This is a genomic window from Solemya pervernicosa gill symbiont, from assembly GCF_002020875.1.
In the GTDB taxonomy this organism is placed as follows: Bacteria; Pseudomonadota; Gammaproteobacteria.
The window spans coordinates 40,881-57,231 of record NZ_MPRL01000018.1; the positions used below are offsets into that span (position 1 = coordinate 40,881).

Sequence of the window (16,351 nt, forward strand, 5' to 3'; positions counted from 1 at the left end):
ACTTTTGTTACTTACCAAACACCCGGTTATTCCATAACGTCCGGGCCAAACTGTTTACGCATCTCACGATCACGCTGCGATTCACCCGACCACTGCATCCACATGATCGAGACCATGGTGATACCGTAGAGCAGCATGAAGGCGGTTGTACCTACACCGGTGTAGTCGAGCATCACACCGAACAGGATTGGCAGGGTGAAGCCACCCATACCACCGGCCAGACCGACCACACCCGACATCACGCCGATCCTGTCGGGATACTCATCGGAGAGATACTTAAAGACAGACGCCTTACCGAAGCCCCATGCGATACCCACCACAAACAGCAGCGCGGTGAAGACATACTCATTCACACCGAGGGTCATAGTGATCGGATCACCATCACGGGTCGCGATCGAGATTTCGGTGAGGGGATAGGACATGAAGAAGAGGCAGATCGCCGACGACCACATTACCCAGTAGGTCACCTTGTGGGCACCAAACTTATCTGAGAGCCAGCCACCCAGCGCACGAATGATGCCCGACGGCAGGACAAAGATTGCTGCCAATAGTGCTGCATCCTGAATGCCGTGGCCGTACTCAGTCATGTAGTACTTGGTCATCCACAGCGAGAGCGCAACGAAGCCACCAAACACCAGCGAGTAGTACTGGCAATATTTCCAGACCACCGGGTCTTTCAGCATTCGCAGCTGATCCATTACCGTGACTGATGACTCCACCTTGTGGCTCTCATCGGAGTAGGTAAACATCCAGAAAAGGATGACAACGAGCGTCATCGCAATGGCGTAGATAACTGGCACCATTTCCCACCCGTAAGCAACCAGGATGGTGGGAGCGACAAACTTGGTCAGTGCTGCACCAGCGTTACCGGCACCGAATATACCCATCGCAAAACCAGCAGTCTCACGGGTAAACCAGCGAGAGGTGTAGGCAATACCGACCGAGAAGGAGGCACCAGCGACACCGACAAAGAGACCGAGAACCAGGAACTGCCAGTACTCAGTGGCCTTTGAGATCAGGAACAGTGGGATAATGATCGAGGCCATCAACCAGAAGTAGACAGGGCGACCACCATATTTATCGGTCATCATTCCGAGCGGTAGACGCAGCACGGAGCCGGTCAGGATCGGCGTTGCAGCTAGCAGGCCGAATTGGGTATCACTCAAACTAAGACCGGTCTTGATCGGTATACCTATAACCGAGAACATCACCCATACGGCAAAACAAGCCGTAAAGCCGACGGTGTTCATAGTAAGGACCGATAATTGTTGTTTTCTATAACTCGCCATCTTCTTCCTCCTCCAAAATCCTTGTTGAACTCACCACGCAAAAAGATTTGTCAGGTACGGAGTCTATGCCTCTAGGAGATCTGAACAAGGGAGCAAATACTTGATTAAATTGGAAGAGATACCACTAATTGGGTAGAGTAGTTAACGGGTTAACCTGTTGATTACTCGGTAATTCATTAAATTAGATTTTGCTAATAAATAAGCTTTATATCTGGTCAAGATAATAGGTGGTATCACCACTGCCCTTCTCGATTAAAAACGCTATTATTCAGCATCAAATAGACGATGAAGTTCGATGCGAGAAAAAGCTAAAAAGTCACTGTTATTGCGGATCGGGCTGGCGATGGCCACGATTACCCTACTAGCTTTTGTGGGTATGTTGAGCTCAGTCATCATCGCCGACACTACCGAGGGCGAGGCTGCAGCCATAAATCAGGCTGGCACGCTGCGTATGCAGTCCTACCGAATCGCCAGCAGCCTCACCCTCTCCTCCCAGAGTCGCATCGATGGCAGTGCTGGCCACACCCTAGACCTTATCAGTGGGTTTGAGCAGCGCCTCAACAGCCCACGTCTGACCGGCATACTCAGAAGTGAGTCCGATAACACCATCACCAACACCTATAGATTGGTAGAGCAGCAGTGGCATCAACGCATCAAGCCGATGTTATTGGGGCGCATTCAATACGGCAGTAAGGCTCTGACACCGACCACCCTTGCCACCATCGATCTGTTTGTGGAGAAGATCGACAAACTGGTTGGATTGCTGGAGGAGGCTACCGAGTCACGCATCCAGTTCCTGCGTCTGATCCAGGTGGTATCGCTGTTTCTCACCCTGATGGTCGCTTTCTACACCATGTATTTAATGAACACCGATGTGCTCAACCCGTTACGCGCCCTGCTCAACTTCACCCAGCACGTCGGCCAACGAGATTTCACCATTCGCGTTAGACACAATTCAGGGGATGAATTGGGTCAGCTGGGTGAGGCCTTCAACGTCATGGCCGAAGATCTTTCACAACAGTACGATGATCTTGAGAGCCTGGTACAGACCAAGACCGCCGATCTGGAACGCACCAACCGTTCACTTGAACTGCTCTATAACACCACCCGAACCATCAACACTTCGACTCCCACCGAGTCGACCTATAACACCCTGTTAAGTGATATCGCTGAGATGATGGGGGTCAGTTCCGGCACCATCTGTCTGGCCGACCCGGAAGATGTGGCAAAATTTGAGTATGGCAAACGAGGTGCCTATAAGATTGCCACCACACGCGATCCTAACAGCGTCGACCTTGGTACCTGTACCCCTCCCAACTGCGGCTCCTGTTTTGGCAACTGTGACACCCACTTTATTGAACTGGCCAAAGAGAACCCGCAGAGCGACAACATCATCTCTATCCCCATTCTCGACAAGGGCACTCAATACGGCGTACTGCTGTTCGAGATCCCAAAAGAGAAACATGTTGAAGAGTGGGAGAAACGCCTGCTCGAGTCGATCGCCAGCCATATCGCCATCGCGATCAATATCGCACGCAGCACTAATCAGGATCGTCGTCTCTCGCTACTGGAAGAGCGCACCGTTATCGCCCGCGAGCTACATGACTCACTGGCACAGTCGCTCTCCTATATGAAAATCCAGGTCAGCCGTCTTGATCATGAGATCAGTAATAACAGCTCGGGTGAATCACAGGGAAAAATCGTTAGTGAACTGCGTCAGGGACTCAATAGCGCCTATCGAGAACTGCGTGAACTCCTGACCACTTTCCGACTCAGCATTGTCGACACCGATCTCGCACACGCGCTGGAGGATACGACCAATGAGTTCTCTGAGCGTGGCGCTACCTCCATCATGCTCAACAACCAGCTCGGCGGCTGCAGCCTCACCGCCAATGAAGAGGTCAACCTGCTGCAGATTATTCGTGAGGCACTCTCTAATGTCGTACAGCACGCCAATGCCAGCCATGCCGATGTTAATCTACAGCACGACACCTACGGTTACGTTACAGTACAGATCAACGACAACGGCGTCGGTATTAACGCCTCGGGCAAACGCCACCACTACGGCCTTGCGATCATGAAAGAACGTGCACGCAGCCTCGGCGGTAAACTACGCATTATTCCACGCGGCAGCGGCGGTACTCGCGTTGAGCTAATATTCACCCCATCACATCGAGCCACAGCAAATCAGGTATCCAACTATGAGTGAAAACGGCCTCCACACTATTCTGACCATCGACGACCACCCGCTCTTCAGGCAGGGCGTCGCCGATCTGATCTCAATGGATGACTCCCTGGAGTTGATCGGTGAGGCAGCCTCTGGTGAGGAGGGTTTGGAGAAGGCCAGAGCCTTACAACCAGAGCTGATTCTGCTCGACCTGAATATGAAGGGAATGGACGGCATCATGACCCTAAAGGCGATCAAGGCGGATGAGTCTCTTGATACCCGCGTGGTGATGCTGACCGTTTCCGATCATGAAGATAACGTGGTCGCTGCCCTAAGGGCTGGTGCAGACGGTTATCTACTAAAGGACATGGAGCCGGAGGACATCCTCAAGCAGCTCAGTGTGGCGGGTCAGGGACGTCTGGCAATCAGCCCCCAACTTACTGAGCTGCTCGCCCAGGCACTGCGCGAAGACACCCAACCCAACGATCCCAACGAGGCGGGACTGACTGAGCGCGAAAAGGAGATTCTGGAGCTGATTGCCAAGGGGCTGAGTAACAAGCTGATCGCCCGTGAGCTCGGCATCACCGATGGCACCGTCAAGGTGCACGTCAAACATCTACTGAAAAAGCTCAACCTGCGCTCACGAGTTGAAGCGGCGGTCTGGGCAGTCGAAAACAATCGTAAGAAGCCCTGAACTGAGGGCAGTTTATTTGAGGCAAAGAAAAAGGGCTACGCAGATGCGTAGCCCTTTTTTGTATGGCGTCCCCTAGGGGAGTCGAACCCCTGTCGTCGCCGTGAAAGGGCGATGTCCTAGGCCTCTAGACGAAGGGGACGAATCCTTCTGGCACTGCCTTGTTGCTTCGTTTGGTGGAGCTAGGCGGGATCGAACCGCCGACCCCTTGCATGCCATGCAAGTGCTCTCCCAGCTGAGCTATAGCCCCAAACGGAGCGGGAATTCTGCGGAAAAGCGGCGTCCATGTCAAGCGTAATTCACAACCCGTTTATCTTCCCTGCCCCTCAATCTTCGCCCACGAGTCACGCAGCGTGACGGTGCGGTTAAATACCAGACCACCATTGGCTGATTGTTGCGTATCGAGACAGTAGTAACCCTCGCGTTCAAACTGCACGGGAACACCAGCTTCGGACTCTGCAAGGCTGGGTTCAACATAGCAGTGGGTCAAGGTACGCAATGAATCGGCGTTGAGGTAGTCGGTGAAGGACTTACCCTCCTCCTTGCTGCTGTCAGGTGTCGGATGACTAAAGAGACGATCATAGAGGCGAATCTCCGCCGGTACGCCATGAGTGGCCGAAACCCAGTGGATCACGCCCTTCACCTTGCGCCCCTCGGGGTTGGCACCAAGAGTATCGGGGTCGTAACTACAACGCAGTTCAATGATCTCACCTGCATCATCCTTGATCACCTCATCACAACGGATCACGTAGGCGTTACGCAGACGCACCTCACCGCCTGTCACCAGGCGTTTAAACTTCTTGTTGGGTGCAACCTCGAGAAAGTCGTTGCGGTCGATATAGAGTTCACGGGTAAAGGGAATCTTACGACTGCCTTTCGCCTCGTTTTGTGGATGGTTGGCTGCCTCCATCTGCTCCTCCTGCCCCTCGGCAAGATTCTCGATCACCACCTTGAGCGGATGTAGCACTGCCATGCGGCGCTCGGCATTGGTGTTGAGGTCGTCGCGGATGCAGCTCTCCAGCACCCCCATTTCAACGCTGTTATCGGACTTGGTGATGCCGATACGGTCGCAGAAGTCACGAATCGATATCGGGGTAAAACCACGGCGACGCATACCAGCAATAGTCGGCATACGCGGATCGTCCCACCCCTCCACAAATCCTTCATCGACCAGCTGTGTCAGCTTGCGCTTACTCATAACACAGTACTGCAGATTCAGGCGTGAGAATTCGATCTGCTGTGGATGGCACTCGATCGAGATGTTATCAAGCACCCAGTCGTAAAGCGGACGGTGGTCCTCAAACTCCAGTGTACAGAGTGAGTGGGTAATTCCCTCCAGTGCATCGGAGATCGGGTGGGTGTAGTCGTACATTGGATAGAGACACCACTCACTACCGGTCTGGTGGTGCACGACACCGTGGCGAATCCGGTAAAGAGTCGGATCACGCATATTCATATTGGGCGATGCCATATCGATCTTGGCACGCAGCACCTTACTACCATCTTCAAACTCGCCCGCACGCATACGGACAAACAGATCAAGACTCTCATCCACTGTGCGATCACGGTATGGACTCTCACGACCCGGCTCTTTCAGGTTGCCGCGATACTCACGCATCTCTTCAGCATTCTGATCACAAACATAGGCCTTACCCACCTTGATCAGCTCAACCGCGAATTCGTAGAGCTTCTCGAAATAGTCGGAGGCGTAGTAGTGCTGCTCACCCCACTCGAAACCGAGCCAGCGCACATCCTTCTGGATCGACTCAACGAACTCGATATTCTCTTTGTGTGGATTGGTGTCGTCGAAGCGCAGGTTGCAACGCCCCTGATAATCTTCAGCCACACCAAAGTTGAGACAGATCGACTTGGCGTGCCCGATATGGAGATAGCCGTTTGGCTCGGGTGGAAAACGGGTAACAACCTTGCCACCATTTTTACCGGCGGTGATATCGTCATCTATGATATGGCGAATAAAGTTGCTCGGTGTCGAGGTTTCACTACTGCTCATCTTACTCGTCTCCTAACCCTGAGTTTCAGCGGCACGCTGCGCAATAAACTCAAGCGCACGATCGATACGACGCAGGGTCGCCGCTTTGCCGACCAGTTCCAGCGTCACATCGATACCCGGCGATGCAGCACGACCCACCACCGCCACTCGCAGTGGCTGCGCCACCTTACCCATCTTCAGTTCAAGCGCTTCCGAGGCCTGCTCAACACAGGCGTGCAGCGCCTCGCCCTGCCACTCCTGTTGTGCTGCTAGTAACTCACGTACCTTGCGTAGCGGCTCCGCAGCCACGGGGCGTAGATGTTTCTTTGCCGCCTTCTCCTCGTACTCATCGAAGTCACGATAGATAAAGGCGCTGATCTCCGCCATCTCAACCAGTGTATTGGCTCGCTCCTGCTGCGCCTTCACCACTTCGACCAGCGAGGGGCCTGTAGTCGGGTCGATGCCGATCTCACCCATATGGTAGCTGAGCAGATGAGCGATGCGGGCGGGATCATCATTTTTTATATAGTGCTGGTTGATCCACAACAGCTTGTCGGTATTGAAGCTGGAAGCGGACTTGTTAACATCTTCGATATTGAACAGCTCAACCATCTGATCAATGCTGAAAAGCTCCTCATCACCATGCGACCAACCAAGACGTACCAGATAGTTGAGCAGCGCCTCGGGGAGGATGCCCATCTCGCGATATTGCATCACACTTACGGCACCGTGGCGCTTGGAGAGACGTGCGCCATCATCACCGAGAATCATCGGCACGTGGGCGTACTGAGGAGGCTCTGCATCCAAAGCGTTGAGGATATTGATCTGGCGCGGGGTATTATTGAGGTGATCATCACCGCGAATCACCTGTGTGATGCCCATATCGAGATCGTCGACCACTACTGTCATGTTGTAGGTGGGAGAACCGTCGGTACGTCTGATAATCAGATCATCAAGCTCAGTATTGCTATAGACCACCCGACCACGAATCAGATCATTAACCACCACATCTCCGTCATCGGGATTACGGAAACGGATAACGTGTGGCTCGTTGGGATCGATAGTTTTATCGCGGCAGTGACCGTCGTAACGAGGCTTCTCCTTGAGCCGCATCTGCTCTTCGCGAATCGCATCGATACGTTCACGCGAACAGTTACATCGGTAGGCGAGCCCCTTATCCATCAAGCCCTGAATCACCTCTTCGTAGCGTTCAAAGCGGTGGGTCTGATGAATCGGCCCTTCATCATACTCAAGACCGAGCCAGGTCATCCCCTCAAGGATCGCATTGACCGACTCGATGGTAGAGCGCTCCAGATCGGTATCTTCGATACGCAACACAAAGCGGCCACCATGCTTGCGCGCATGGAGCCAGGAGAAGAGTGCTGTGCGGGCACCACCGACGTGGAGGTAGCCGGTTGGGCTGGGGGCAAAACGGGTTTTGACGCTCATAACAGCTGCAATTTCCAATCTGGTAAAAGCGGCTATTCTAGCAGAACTGCCGCGACATTCCGGCAGTTAGAGTCCTCCTACAGCGATAATTTCACCACCGCCGCATGAGTAGAGCTTACTCCTCTGCAGCTGGTTCCTGACGCTGACCATCAACATCATCAACAACGCGCTTAATGAAGCCGCTGAGCTGGTCAATATAGGCCTGCTTCTCCTCTTCGGTGGCGGGGCGGTTGCCGAGGATAATGCCAATAATAGCGGCCAGATACTGCATGGTTGCACTCGGATCGTGCGCACGAGGGTCGGCCTTGGAAATCACGGACTGAACATCGTTGACCAGCTGAGAAGAGATTTGGAGAGGGATATCGCTCATTGCTTGCTACTCAAAAAGAAATGGAGTCGTCATTCTACATGCGCACTGAGGCATGTCCATTTCACGCACCTGACACAGGGGGAAGGCACTAACTCAGAAGGAAACAGCACACCTTTCGACTCAGTCGCGATCGCCACCTGAGGGATTGGTAAAGCGATCGTTAAGGCTCTGTACGTAGCGATCAGCCTCTTCATGAATGGTGCGCATCCGTTTTTTGCTTAACCAGCCCCACCCCATCGGCTCAGGCGAGAAGATACTACGCCAGGGACGGGTGTTTGCACGGAAGGCACGCAGCAGCCGTTCACTGGAGATACCGCTGCCGAGCTTACGTGCAAAACGTTTATAGAGGTATTTGAATGAGAGGTGACGCGATAGGAAGTGCGTGCCAACCACGACAGTGACGCCCAGCGCAAAGACGACGATCTGCCAGGCAGTCGAAGTCGTGAACGATTCCAGCCACGGCGGTGCAAACGTGAAACCATTCCAGTAACCCGCCTTAATGGTGCCACTCAGGAGTATCGCAATCGTCGTGAGATAGAGACCAAGATCCCACCACAGCACATGTCGCGCCCAGAGTTTGATCTGCTCACGCAGTTTAGGCACCACCGTATCTTCGATCTCGTAGGCAGTGTTCTCAAGCGCACCGATAATTCGATAGGCACGCTCAACACCAACCTGACGCATTCTTTCATGCATATCGGCCAGATCATGGTCTCGCTTCTCTTCAAAGCGTTTGCGTGTATCGTCATCCTCGATAGCAACCGCTGCATCGGGATTGTAGATGGTAAAGAAGCGACCGGCGGTCAGACCTTCCGTAGCCAGCGCGCGCTGCCAGGAAGCGACCACCTCTTCAGGGTTATCCTCACGCGCAGTGGCATCAATCTGGTTGAGCACATAGACAAACTTACTTGAATCGGCACGATTAACCGTACTGGCAACCAGATGTTTTAGCGTGTCACGCATCGCACCGGGCTCAGGATGACGGGCATCAAAAAAGACCAGCACCAGATCGGAGAGACTGACGATGTGATCAGTGATGCGCAGGATGCCGGTGCGCTGCGCATCGGCATCAAATCCGGGTGAATCGATCAGAATCATGCCATTCATTACATCGGCAGGCGAGGTCTTGAGCTGCAGATAGGCATCAACGCGGCGCCCCTCGCCCTCTTCAACCTTATCGAGCTCTTCGCTGAACTGATAGAAGGGGAAACGCGGATCGGCATCGAGTGCGACACCTGGTAGCTCATGTGAGGCGTTATCACGGCTGTAGCAGATAACCGTAAAACGATCATCAACTGCCTGATTACCAGTCGACTGCAGGCGATGACCTAGATAGTGGTTGATGAAAGTCGATTTGCCAGCCGAGAAGGTACCGAGGATCGAGATCAGCGGCCACCAGGGAATCTGGGTAGTGAAGGAGTCATCGGCATCAAGCAGCCCCATCGCATAACCAACACTGTCGAGCTGGCGGTAACTCTTGACCGCCGAGACCAACATTGGATTTTCTTGCTTAAGGTGTTGCTCGAGGCTCTTGAGACGTTTTCTGACTTTCTTACTCGCACCAAACATGCGCAATATCCCCGCCGTTAATAACTACGAATCTAACTGTCACCTGCTACCAGGGAACAAAGTTATTCATAAAGTTCATGGGCTTAGATACATTGTAATTCATTGAGCCGATATCACGACGCATTAGATCAACCGAGCCGGTCATTAACCGCATCGTATGATTCATCTGCGACATATGCGTTACCACATCGTCCATTGAATTCGCCTGACGATCAATTGTGCCGCGGATTTCATGCATATTGTCGGAAACTGCCTGCATGTGCACGGTCACAACCTTCATGTTATTTGAAATCGCATTCATGTTAGCAGCAACAGTCTGTACATCACGCGTCAGACTATAAATCAGGTAGAAGCCATAACCTGCAAGAATCACAAAGGCGATCAGTGCTGGATAGACGATGACCTCCCAGCGATGTGCACTTGCCTCGAATATACCAGTGAGTCTTTCAACACTGGTTGCCATACAGTTTTCACAATCCGCCGGTCCTTTCAGTGCGGGTCCCGGTACATCTACCTCTACGCCTTCTGCTAGCTCATTGGCCATGGGTATCTACCCCTAAAAAATTCGTTCGTTTATCACTTTATTGCTCAATACAGAGCCTCGCCCCGTGCGCTCCGACTCAATGCAGTCCGGTTAAGCGCTAATTATTATCACCCTTCTTGACCCGATCCATGAGCCGCTGTTCGAGATCCTTCGCCTTTTCAGGGGCCAACCCATACAGCACTTTCACCAAGTGCATGGCCTGTCCCATGTGTCCTATCTCTGCCAGTCGATCGGCCGCCTTACTGTAAGCAGCTGCCTCCTCTTCATAGCGCCCTTGTGCGAAGTATAGATTACCCAGTTCGCCGATAGCATCTGGGTTTCTCGGTTGCTGTTCTGCAAGGCGTCTGTAACTCTCTTCAGCCTGTTCATATTCACCCTGCCAGAAGGCGTTCCGAGCACCCTGCAAGGAGGCTATCCCTGGTTGCGTATTTTGCTTCTCCTCACCACCGGGAACGCTCTCAATCTCTACCGTCGACACGACTGCATCATCGACCTTTGCCTCAGATGACGCCTCGATCAGAGGTGTGGCTTGCGCCTCGGATTGAGACTCAACCAGCTGATCTACTGGGCTCTTTACCTCAATAACAGGCGGTTCAACATCAGGCTCATCTGTAACAGTCTCAGTCGCCGCTGGTTTCAGATCACTGCTGACCTCTTCAACGTTTGCCACCTCAGGAACTGCCGGTTGCTCAAGCAGCGTCACTGCCGTCGCTTTAACTTCATTTGAGGCGGATACCTTTTCAGATGATACCTTATCTACCCCTTCACTACCCGTTATTACGGTCTCAGAGCTATCAGACTCCCCTGCCACCTCATTGAGCGCCTCTACCTGCTGTTGTACCTGCTCATCTATCGCCTCAAATCCCTTTTGTAGCTCGGGATAGAGCTCTTCACGATAGAAATAGCCCACAATGCCTGCAATTAGCAGTGCCGCAAGAAAAGTATAATTCAACATATAGCGAAAAAATTTCATCATTTGGGGCTCTTTCTCTCTATCAGGCAAACTGCGGGTAGAGTGCGGTCGCCAGCTCCTCAAACTCAACGGCTGATTTACAACCAGGCATCAATTCAAACACTGCCAATCCTTCACTGAAGGAGCGGCGGAAGATCGTACGCTGCCTCAAGCGGTGCTCCATCACCTCAATACCCGGGAGCATTCTCAACGCCTCAGCCGTCTCATCCGACTCTCGTACCGCATGGTGGGTATCGGCGCGGTTAACAAAGGCGAGAATCTCCGTGGCGTGGTTTGCCTCAGTCTCATTCAAAATATTGAGAAAACGCTGCGTGGCCCAGACATCGGCCTGACTCGGCGGTACCGGAATCACAATTCTGTTAGCAGTGATCAGCGCCTCTTTCATCGCATCAAGATTGGCGGCACCCACATCGACCAGCACCTCACCATTGTGGTGACGAAGGTTGTCAGTGATGTTGCTCTCTGTCTGGTAGACCTGAAAGGGTGGTGCATGGCCATCTTCACGCCGCACCTCTGCCACATCCAGCAAGGTACATTGAGGGTCTAGATCATATGCAACCACTGGCTGTCCCTTGGTAGCCAGCCAGATACCAAGATTAAATGTGATCGTGCTCTTACCAGAGCCGCCTTTAAGATTAGCAATTACCGTTATCATTATCGTTTGCTACCTTTTTCCTCAAGCCTTAGGGCTTCGACTCCATCCATCCAAACCCCACCAAACTGCTGTAACTTAATAACCTTGTAGCGCTGAGTAGAGCATCAACTCATTCATCAACGTCGAAAGCGAACCACTCACCGTGATATTCACCCAGAAATCACCGTTGGGATTTACCGCGCCGCGCATCGATCCCCACGGTCCGTAATAGTTCACTGGACTCCAAGGCTGTCGCCACGGACTCATACCCCTGACACTGTTCGGATACCCCCAACGCGGATAACCCATCTGCGCCGGGTAGGGATTCACCACCCCCCCTCTATAGGCGGGCATGTAGGGGTAGTTCGGCACCCCCTGCCAGGCTTCAACACCCGTCGAAAGAAGCAACAAAAGACCCAACAAGTTAATTCGCCAGCGCCTCAATCCTCTCCCCCACTACAACATCAGAAGTTTGCCCTTAATTACCACCCCAACCGCTATAAGGGTTGCGATTCCAGCGACTAATCGTCGGAAATGATCTTGGTGCATAACTATTAGTATTTGCAGCTACCAACGTGGGCTGATAACGATTTACCTGTTCGACAACCGGTTTTCTCTGATGAACTGCTGCCGTGCGGCGCCATTGGCTTGGTGCAGAGGCACGATTCTGCTGCCAACGGGGGGGCAGCGGCCGGCGGTAGGCTGTCATAGCGGGTTGGCGCCAAGTCGGTTGAGGCGCTGCAATATAGCGTGGCTGAGAGACTGGCCAAGGTGCATATCGTTGTCCTGCAGGACGTGGGTACGGATTATTCATACCCCAATTTCTACTCGGCTGCGAGAAGCGGGCCTGCTGAAAACTACTTCTCTGCAAGGGACGATAGACCGCTTGCTGAGCAGGTGCCGGGTAGCGATTCGCCCTCTGCCAAGGGTTGGCATAGCGCGGCTGGGCCAGAGGAGCTCTTGCCTGCCTCTGCCAGGCGGGACGATTCCAGCCGCTCACAGTGCGATTAGGCTGTGCCGGTGGATATTTGGCCATTCTTGATACCGGAGGCGCACCGAAGAAGTGCATGGGCTGCGGAGGCATCTGTGCCATCTGCGGTGCAGGACGCACCGGCCATGGCGCTTTCTGATAGGAGGTAGGTGGGTAGTTCACACGGCCGTATGAATGCGAGGGCCGACCCTGAGCCATATAGCTGCCACGAGGAGGTTGTGAAAAACGCGATCGGTAACGCGGCATCGGCTGCTGTACCCACTGGGGTGCACGAAAGGCGATGGGGTTATGCATCATAGGTGCTGCAAAAGGGGCTGGCGCACTAATCTGTGGCGTCATGAAACGTGGAGGCATCGGAGGAGGTGGTGGTTGCATTTGGTAGGTATGCGGCATCGGCGGTACGGGTGGGTAACCCGATGCAGCGGCTTCAACCGAGCAGAGAATGGGAAGTACCGCTACTGCACCCATCACCTTGACTATTAAGCTTTTCACTTCAAATATTTCCTCGTTATCTGTCGCTGGTTGCGACATGCGCAAACTCGTTATCACGACTTTGGCTTTGTAATCTTCGTAAATCCTGCTGGAATCTCAAACAGCTCAACTGGCTGCGGCCCAACCTTGATGTCGCGGAGTTCACGTATGTAACCCCCCTCCATCTCCTCACGGATAGAAATCTTTAATTCGAGATCGAACCACTGAAAGGAGTGACTCGTCTGGCCGTCAGAACGGGTCACGGTCAGCTTCCACTTCTCAGTTTCACGACCATTTAGATCCTCGTTTTTGAGCAGCCGAAGTTCAGAGACTGTACCATCCGGATAGATCTGGCGTAACGGCATCATTCGCAACTCATCTAGCCACATCAGTGTACGTTCGACGGTCCCTTTATTGTTTGAAATCAGCTCCCACTTGACACTACTACGTCCATGCACCGACTCGCGGCCTAATGGCTTACAAGCAACATTCTCAACATCCTGACACGGATTATCATTTGAAGAGCGCTGCGCGATCGCTGAGGGAACATTTCCACCCTTGCGTTCCATGTAGGACTTCTGCGCAGTAAGCAACATAACCCTGCGCCCCTCCTTCACATAGGAGATATCAGCAACACTCTCACCGCTTGCGGAGAGATACTCGCTTCGAACCTTATCACTGCCAACATACATCTTCGCCCGCATCTCGGGACGCTGCGGTATTACCTGTACCGCCTCGGCCGAGAACTCAATGCTCTCCGCCGCAAATAGGGGGCCTGAAACAGACCAGAAAAGTAGCGGTGCAACACACTGCAGAACACCCGCCAATAAACTTTTTGATAACTTTTCGATATTCATCTCAACCTGCTTACAGGGTGAATTTTCTTCAAAAACAGGGTCCCGGTCAGACCAGGAGATTAGAATGACTGCATCGCACCTAGATGCGATGCAGCTTCAGGCCACTTATTGTGCAGGCGCTGCCGGTGCAGCAGCCGCGACAGGAGCGCCGTAGCCGTAAGGAGCACCATATGGAGCGCCATAACCGTAAGGAGCACCATAGCCATAAGGAGCATAACCACCGTTATAACCGTTATAACCGTTATAACCGTTATAGCCGTTATACATATTGCTATTACCACGACCGCTGCCACTCATTGAGAATGACATGTCACCACTACCGGAACCATCACCATAGCCGTTACCGTTGCCCCAGCCATTGTTATTGTTGTTCCAGCCGTTGTTACCCCAGCCGTTGTTATTCCATGGACCACCGCCCCACCATGCATTCGCAGATGAAAGAGGGGCAGCAGCTGCGCCGATCAGACCCGCCAGGACGAGTGCTTTAGTCAGGTTTTTCATTTCCATTCTCCAAACATATAAGTTGAGTTTTAACAGGATCATCCTGTCTCTACCTACCCCCTATCGTGCTTAAAGCTAATGAACGCAGGAGGCCTCTCGCTCATCATCATCAGGATAAGCCGTGAAATAAACACGACACTTATCCAAATCCTACTCAAACTCCTGTTAAACCCATTACTTTGCAAACAAGAGCATCAAAAACCCATAAACGGCCAATCGCCGTTTCCATTACCCCAGGGGAAACTATTTCCAGAACCACTCCAGGGCGACCACATTCCGTTGGAGAATGGGTTCCCCGTCTCCCAACTATTTCCTGAATAGGGGTACTGCATTGCATAACCTGGATTTGAATAGCCTCGGTTTGCATAGCCCCAACTTGGAGCCGGATTGTAATTTTGCATCACTCTGGGTTGGGATCTCTCAGGAACGCTACGCTCGGTCCGCTTTTCATCACGCCAATCACTTTTGGGTGTTGGAGGGAGCTCTCCCCAGGGACGTGACTGTTTCGGTTGCTGAGACTCAACAGGACGCCTCTTTACAGACCAGGGGTTCACGCCTGTTTCATCCAGCTCTTGAGGGAAATATGGGGCAGACTGAGGCTGTTTAGGCTGATACTGGCTTGGTCGCTCAACGGGCACCCCCTTCCAGCCGCGAGTTCCACCGATGACCTGCCAAACCGGCGCAGGCTGTGCCTGCTTAGGCGCAGCCTTTTTCTCAGGCTCCGGCTCGCTACCCCAACCCAGTACCGTATCGACGATGAAGAACGAGCCAATAATGGCCAGCAATCCAACGCCTCTCTTTTTGATCAGTTCTCCGTTCATCATCTAGTAGTCGGCAAATCAATTAAGATTAATAACCGTTCCCATACCCTCTCTGAGGAATACGATAGCCATACGGCATCGGCGGCATCATATAGTTTCTAGCTGGCATTGCCCTACGCACAGCTCCCCACTGATTAGGGATAACATAGGACGGACGCGGACCACTCCACATTGGCGGATAGCGCATCCAACGTGGATCGGGGGCCACCCCCCGATTATAGCGGGCGATCTCTCTAGCTGGCGTTCGATAACCTCCACACTGAGGAATCACACCCTCCTCTTGTACTGCCTGACTCATACCCTCCCCTGCTCTTTCACCAGCAGTCGTCACAGGTGATGTGGCTGGAGCGGCACGGTTAGCAACTACACCTGGAGACTGCGCTTCTGGCACATAGCCAGAGGGCACATCCAGTGGGCGATACGTAGCGCTGGGAACAGCTTCACCGCCAAGAGAAATGGAACGATAGGGTCCTGGAGGAGGCATGACCCCATCGTATTGAGTCGAGGCATCTGAATGCCCATCCACAGCATCCGAGCTAACCGGTGTGCCATCAACCGCCGCAGAGAGGGGTAGCGAAAGTGAAACCATCGCTGCAGCAATCACAATCCTCTTTATTCTATTAAGCGTCATAACAGCACCACCCAACAGCCCCTTGCATCGTCCAGAAGAAGAGTCCGTAAACCAGAATTATTTGAGACGGATACCACGTCTTCTCCTCTGCCCGGCCGACTTTGTTTCACTCTTCTTTGGTGCCGCCTTTTTGGCTGGGGCTTTTTTGGCTGGAGCCTTCTTTGCAGCTGCTTTTTTAACCGGTGTCTTCTTGGCAGCACTCTTCTTCGGAGCAGCTTTCTTCGGAGCGGCCTTCTTGATAGCGGGCTTTGCAATTTCGACTGATTCAGTAGCTACCTTGTCCGCTTCCGCTTTCTCTGCTTCGGCCTTCTCTGCTGCAGCCTTCTCTGCTGCAGCCTTCTCTGCTGCAGCCTTCTCTGCTGCAGCCTTCTCTGCTGCAGCCTTCTCTGCTGCAGCCTTCTCT

General features: G+C 53.0%; 16 protein-coding genes and 2 tRNA genes. 3 read left to right on the forward strand and 15 right to left on the reverse strand.

Features of this window, described 5'->3' with window-relative positions; translation table 11 throughout:
* Positions 1-26 precede the first annotated feature (26 nt).
* Positions 27-1,289: an MFS transporter gene (locus tag BOW52_RS06485; protein WP_078483282.1), complete on the reverse strand. Its 1,263-nt coding sequence runs from the start codon at positions 1,287-1,289 to the stop codon at positions 27-29.
* Between the two features lie 295 nt (positions 1,290-1,584).
* Between BOW52_RS06485 and BOW52_RS06490 the strand changes: the two genes are divergently transcribed.
* Together BOW52_RS06490 and narL are read left to right on the forward strand one after the other, a co-directional pair.
* Complete coding sequence (locus BOW52_RS06490; RefSeq protein ID WP_078483283.1) at positions 1,585-3,498, forward strand: type IV pili methyl-accepting chemotaxis transducer N-terminal domain-containing protein; 1,914 nt, start codon at positions 1,585-1,587, stop codon at positions 3,496-3,498.
* A complete protein-coding gene (gene narL / locus BOW52_RS06495) occupies positions 3,491-4,150 on the forward strand; it encodes a two-component system response regulator NarL (protein WP_078483284.1) in 660 nt (219 codons plus the stop codon). The genes BOW52_RS06490 and narL overlap by 8 nt, the downstream gene beginning before the upstream one ends.
* A gap of 63 nt (positions 4,151-4,213) precedes the next feature.
* Here narL and BOW52_RS06500 read toward each other — a convergent pair.
* The 10 genes from BOW52_RS06500 to BOW52_RS06545 form a co-directional block, all read right to left on the reverse strand.
* A tRNA-Glu gene (locus BOW52_RS06500) sits at positions 4,214-4,289 on the reverse strand.
* 32 nt (positions 4,290-4,321) lie between these two features.
* Positions 4,322-4,397: transfer RNA gene (locus BOW52_RS06505), tRNA-Ala, on the reverse strand.
* Positions 4,398-4,457: 60 nt separating this feature from the next.
* A complete protein-coding gene (locus tag BOW52_RS06510) occupies positions 4,458-6,158 on the reverse strand; it encodes a glutamine--tRNA ligase/YqeY domain fusion protein (protein ID WP_078483285.1) in 1,701 nt (566 codons plus the stop codon).
* A gap of 12 nt (positions 6,159-6,170) precedes the next feature.
* Positions 6,171-7,586: a glutamate--tRNA ligase gene (gltX, locus tag BOW52_RS06515; RefSeq protein ID WP_078483286.1), complete on the reverse strand. Its 1,416-nt coding sequence runs from the start codon at positions 7,584-7,586 to the stop codon at positions 6,171-6,173.
* Between the two features lie 115 nt (positions 7,587-7,701).
* Positions 7,702-7,956 (reverse strand): hypothetical protein, encoded by a 255-nt coding sequence (locus BOW52_RS06520; protein ID WP_078483287.1) that lies wholly within the window; start codon positions 7,954-7,956, stop codon positions 7,702-7,704.
* A 120-nt stretch (positions 7,957-8,076) separates the two neighbouring features.
* Complete coding sequence (locus tag BOW52_RS06525; RefSeq protein WP_078483288.1) at positions 8,077-9,525, reverse strand: dynamin family protein; 1,449 nt, start codon at positions 9,523-9,525, stop codon at positions 8,077-8,079.
* Positions 9,526-9,571: 46 nt separating this feature from the next.
* Positions 9,572-10,069: a methyl-accepting chemotaxis domain-containing protein gene (locus tag BOW52_RS06530; protein ID WP_078483289.1), complete on the reverse strand. Its 498-nt coding sequence runs from the start codon at positions 10,067-10,069 to the stop codon at positions 9,572-9,574.
* Between the two features lie 97 nt (positions 10,070-10,166).
* Positions 10,167-11,045 carry a tetratricopeptide repeat protein gene (locus BOW52_RS06535; RefSeq protein ID WP_078483290.1) on the reverse strand — a complete coding sequence of 293 codons (879 nt, stop codon included), beginning with the start codon at positions 11,043-11,045 and terminating at the stop codon, positions 10,167-10,169.
* Positions 11,046-11,064: 19 nt separating this feature from the next.
* Positions 11,065-11,697, reverse strand: a complete 633-nt coding sequence (locus tag BOW52_RS06540) for a nucleotide-binding protein (protein WP_078483291.1) — start codon at positions 11,695-11,697, stop codon at positions 11,065-11,067.
* Between the two features lie 75 nt (positions 11,698-11,772).
* Positions 11,773-12,084, reverse strand: coding sequence for a hypothetical protein (locus tag BOW52_RS06545; RefSeq protein ID WP_135622108.1), 312 nt, complete (start codon positions 12,082-12,084; stop codon positions 11,773-11,775).
* A gap of 342 nt (positions 12,085-12,426) precedes the next feature.
* Here BOW52_RS06545 and BOW52_RS06550 point away from each other — a divergent pair, with 342 nt between their 5' ends.
* Positions 12,427-12,687, forward strand: a complete 261-nt coding sequence (locus tag BOW52_RS06550) for a hypothetical protein (RefSeq protein WP_135622110.1) — start codon at positions 12,427-12,429, stop codon at positions 12,685-12,687.
* A gap of 525 nt (positions 12,688-13,212) precedes the next feature.
* On the opposite strand, the gene BOW52_RS06555 is transcribed toward BOW52_RS06550, so the two are convergent.
* The 4 genes from BOW52_RS06555 to BOW52_RS06570 form a co-directional block, all read right to left on the reverse strand.
* Complete coding sequence (locus BOW52_RS06555) at positions 13,213-13,995, reverse strand: hypothetical protein (RefSeq protein ID WP_078483292.1); 783 nt, start codon at positions 13,993-13,995, stop codon at positions 13,213-13,215.
* Positions 13,996-14,100: 105 nt separating this feature from the next.
* Entirely contained in the window at positions 14,101-14,496 is a 396-nt protein-coding gene (locus BOW52_RS06560; protein WP_078483293.1) for a sulfur globule family protein, read from the reverse strand.
* A gap of 194 nt (positions 14,497-14,690) precedes the next feature.
* Complete coding sequence (locus BOW52_RS06565) at positions 14,691-15,320, reverse strand: chromosomal replication initiator protein DnaA (RefSeq protein WP_078483294.1); 630 nt, start codon at positions 15,318-15,320, stop codon at positions 14,691-14,693.
* Between the two features lie 685 nt (positions 15,321-16,005).
* On the reverse strand, positions 16,006-16,351 hold a 346-nt coding region (locus BOW52_RS06570), incomplete at its 5' end, for a hypothetical protein (RefSeq protein ID WP_078483296.1).